The organism is Microcoleus sp. C2D2 (assembly GCF_036702495.1).
Classification (GTDB): domain Bacteria; phylum Cyanobacteriota; class Cyanobacteriia; order Cyanobacteriales; family Microcoleaceae; genus Microcoleus.
Map to the genome: position 1 here is coordinate 1 of NZ_JAUBTO010000299.1, position 4,002 is coordinate 4,002.

Below are 4,002 nucleotides of genomic sequence, written 5' to 3' on the forward strand. Positions count from 1 at the left end.
GAGTCGGGAGTCGGGAGTCGGGGAATGTGGAATTATTGACCTTGACTTTATCATTCCTATGCAACCGGAAACGATATCAGAGGGTCGGGTTTGACAAAGCAACAGGCACCTGCAGGCCCAAAACGCCACACTGCGGTTGATAGCTTCGGCTTAGTGCTGTGGTGGTCACAGCAGCAAGTGTTCCTGAATGTCAAGCCAGCAAACAGGTTCTCTCTTTCGGTCTACCAGATGGGACAAAGGATTCCACGGCTGTATTTGCTCGCTTGTCGATCGAGGTGACAGCGGCGATGGGTTTCTCAAATCGGTGATGGATTGCTTGGGATGGATTATTCAGGTGGTTTTACCACCGCAACATATCCAAGGCTTGGTTTTACGGAAAAAAAGATCCGTGGTTGAACAAAGTTTTAGTTGGCTCAATTAATATCGAAGGTTGAGCTAGGACGATCGGCTCTATGATTCGGCCTATGGTCAGGCGATTAGCCTAATTTGGTTTCCTTTGCCACTTATGATACAGCCTCTTAGACACTTTGGGCATATCTTCTCAGCAAGCAGCCGAGCAAGCTGAGGCTGTTGCTGCCGCATCGCCAAGCTTTAAATCTTGTGGCAGAAGGCACTCAAACGGTTGAGCAAACTCTCAATCAAATGCTGGGTTTGAGAGAAGCTGTGGTGGCAATTTCTCAGCAAAATCAGCGACTTTATGACTGTACAAGTCAGATTGGCAATATCTCGACTTTAGGAAGTTTGGTTAGCGATTTAGCCAGCCAGACGAATATCCTGGCTGTCAACAGCGCCGTCGAATCAGTCAGATCTGGTGAGTACGGCAAAGGTTTGGCGGTGGTAGCAAGCGAAATTCGCTTTCTTAGCCGGTGAAAGCCAAGAAGCGGCGCAAAAGATTAATGGTATTATTCCAGAGATTAAATCTGCGATCGACTCGACTGTGAAAGCAACAGAAGAGGGACACAAAACAGCAGCAGCGGTGAAAACAGCACGAGAGACGGCAGCAGCTTTTACGGGTGTTAGGGAAGCTTGCCATCGGGTGTTTGCTAGCAACCAACAAATTTATTTTAATATTCAACAGCAGGCGATCGCTATTGGGCAAGTAGGTGATGCCATGAATTCTCTCAACCAAGCCGCATTTCAAACAGTCAGGGGCATTACTCAAGTCAAAATCGGCACTCAAAAACTTAACGAAGCTGCATTAAATCTCACGTCTGTAGTGTAATAAGGAAGTTCGGCAACGAGGGGTGTACGGGATTTAACGAACTTAATGGATTTAATGGATGGATGTTGAGGGAAGAGGGAAGTTCCGCAACGAGGGGTGTACGGGATTTAATGGATGTAACGGATTTAATCGATAGAAGGAAGAATTAGCAATTACCAATTACCGATGACCAGTTACCGATGACCAGTTACCGATGACCCATTACCGAAAGATATATATGATTGAAGATGAAGAACTCCGAGACGTATTTAAAATCGCTAGTCAAGAACACTTGCAGAAACTAGACGATGGATTGCTGTACTTGGAACAACACCCGAGCGACTTAGCTAAGTTAGAAGAATTGCTGCGGGAAACCCATTCTCTTAAAGGCGATGCTGGGATGCTGGAGGTAAAAAATGTAGCATCTTTAGCTCATCAAATAGAGCATATTTTGGGAGGTGTCAAGCGGGGAGAAACTCAACTAAATCTAGATCTTAGGGATCGACTTTCGCAAGGTTTAGACGCCCTCCGCAAACTTGTTGACGAAGCCGTCACCGGCCAAGATTCCGGCGTCAATACATTTTACGTACTCGCTAGCATGATGGGTGCTTCTAACCAGCCCCAGCCAGTCGCCCCGACTGCAGAGCCAGAATCTGCACAAGTACCAGAACAAGAATTAGTAAAAACGCTATTTACTGATTCGGAAACGCCGCCACCAGGAACAAACAGTGAAACTTCTTTCGCCACTGATTTATATAATAATTCCTCTTTGTTGACGCTACCATCCGAGCAAGAATTGCTGCTGGAAGCTCAAAACTTGCAGGCTGCTTCTGGAGGCGCTGCTGTATCTGCTTTTCAACCCACTGTTAACGGTTCTTTTAGTTCGTCTTACCGCATCGAAACAATTCGCGTTGCTACCCAAAATTTAGACAATTTAATGACTCAAGCAGGGGAACTTACTGTTACCAAAACTCGGGTAGTACACCGACTTGCTGCTCTCGAAAAACTCACAACTTTGTGGGAAGATTGGAGCCGAGAAGCTTTGATAAATCGGTTGGCTCTTCATCAGATAGAAAATGAGAAAACCGGGTCTCAACAAAACGCGCTCGTCATGCAGTTACAGAAGTATTACCAGCGGACTGAAGAACATTTAGAAAGTCTGGGAACTCTAGTAAATCGCTTGAACAATCGAGTTGATGAAGATACTGCCAGACTCGAATTAATTGCGGAGGAATTAGGCTCAGGAATTCGCACTCTCAGACTGCTGCCTTTGTCTACTATTTTTAATCTCTTTCCCCGAGCGGTTAGAGACTTGGCGAAGCGGGAAGGAAAAGAAGTTGAATTAGTCATAGAAGGTGGGGAAATCCGAGTTGATAAACGCATTTTAGAAGAAATGAAAGACCCTTTAATGCACATGATTCGGAATGCTATCGACCACGGCATCGAGACTGCCGCTGAACGCGAAAAGCTCGGCAAACCTCCTGCCGCTACTCTCCGGATTAAAGGCTACCATACTGCTAGCAATATTGTCATTGAAGTTGCTGATGATGGCCAGGGGCTGAATCTCGAGCGCATTAAACAAAGTGCTGTCAAGCGCAAAATCTGCACGCCGGAAGCACTCGCCACCATGACAGAAAGCCAAATTCAATCGCTGATTTTTTCTCCTGGTTTTTCCACCAGAACATTTGTTACTGAAGTCTCTGGCCGGGGAGTGGGTTTAGATGTAGTTCGGACTAATGTTGAAGCACTAAAAGGTAGCATTCAAGTTGAATCTGTCTCAGGAAAAGGATGCAGTTTGCGGCTGCTACTCGGCACGTCTATAGCTACTGCAAATGTATTAATTGTAGCGGTTAAAAGTCTTGCTTACGCGCTGCCAGTTGAGTTTGTTGACACGGCCAAACAGGTTGCTTATTCTGATATTTTTCCCGTGGAATGTAAGGCAACTATACTTGCCGACGGTCAGCCGCTATCAGTTGCTTACTTGGCAGATGTACTAGAATTAAATAAGAAAGAATGGCTGCCGAAAAATAGGGATTGGAGACAGGAAAGTGGGAGAGAACTCAACAGGAAGATAGAGGGAAAATCTCCTCATTCAAATTCTCCGAAAATGTCTTGTATTGTTCTGAAAGTCGGGGATGAAAGAGTGGGATTATTTGTAGATGCTTTGATTGAGGCACAGGATGTGGTGATTAAACCTCAAAGTCAATTGCTGAAACGGGTGCGAAATGTTTCTGGTGCAACGATTCTCGGGACGGGGGAAGTTTGTATGGTACTCAATCCCCACGATTTGATAAAATCTGTACGCCAGCAAGTTTCGTCGGGTGGGGTTTCTGATGCGCGATCGCCCATTGAGACGGTCAGCAGAAAACAAGTTATACTTTTAGCAGAAGACTCGATCGCTACCCGCACTCAAGAAAAGCGCATCCTGGAAGGTGCGGGTTACGAAGTTGTGACAGCGGTAGACGGATTAGATGCTTTTCATAAATTGAAAACTCGCGATTTTGATGCAGTGATTTCTGACGTACAAATGCCAAATTTGGATGGTTTGGCGCTGACTGTTAGGATTCGGCAGCAAAAAGAATACAGTGATTTGCCAATAATTTTAGTGACATCTTTGGCGTCGGATGAAGATAAAAAAAGAGGGGCTGATGCCGGGGCAAATGCTTATATTCCTAAAGGTACTTTCAATCAAGATGTCCTGGTAGAGACACTAAAAAGGTTAGTTTAGTCATTAGTCATTAGTCATTAGTCATTAGTCATTAGTCATTAGTCATTAGTCATTAGTCATTAGTCATTAGTCA

The 4,002-nt window shown here is 45.1% G+C and carries 4 protein-coding genes; all 4 read left to right on the forward strand.

What is annotated here, in order from left to right:
* Positions 1 to 187 precede the first annotated feature (187 nt).
* The 4 genes from QUB61_RS38195 to QUB61_RS38210 all read left to right on the forward strand — a co-directional run bounded on the left by QUB61_RS38195 (position 188) and on the right by QUB61_RS38210 (position 3,929).
* Positions 188 to 421: a hypothetical protein gene (locus QUB61_RS38195; protein WP_333132541.1), complete on the forward strand. Its 234-nt coding sequence runs from the start codon at positions 188 to 190 to the stop codon at positions 419 to 421.
* 149 nt (positions 422 to 570) lie between these two features.
* Positions 571 to 870: a methyl-accepting chemotaxis protein gene (locus QUB61_RS38200; protein ID WP_333132540.1), complete on the forward strand. Its 300-nt coding sequence runs from the start codon at positions 571 to 573 to the stop codon at positions 868 to 870.
* A 67-nt stretch (positions 871 to 937) separates the two neighbouring features.
* The gene (locus QUB61_RS38205; RefSeq protein WP_333132539.1) at positions 938 to 1,222 is read left to right on the forward strand and encodes a hypothetical protein; all 285 of its coding nucleotides are present in this window, start codon (positions 938 to 940) and stop codon (positions 1,220 to 1,222) included.
* A 217-nt stretch (positions 1,223 to 1,439) separates the two neighbouring features.
* Positions 1,440 to 3,929: a hybrid sensor histidine kinase/response regulator gene (locus QUB61_RS38210; RefSeq protein WP_333132538.1), complete on the forward strand. Its 2,490-nt coding sequence runs from the start codon at positions 1,440 to 1,442 to the stop codon at positions 3,927 to 3,929.
* Positions 3,930 to 4,002: the final 73 nt, after the last annotated feature.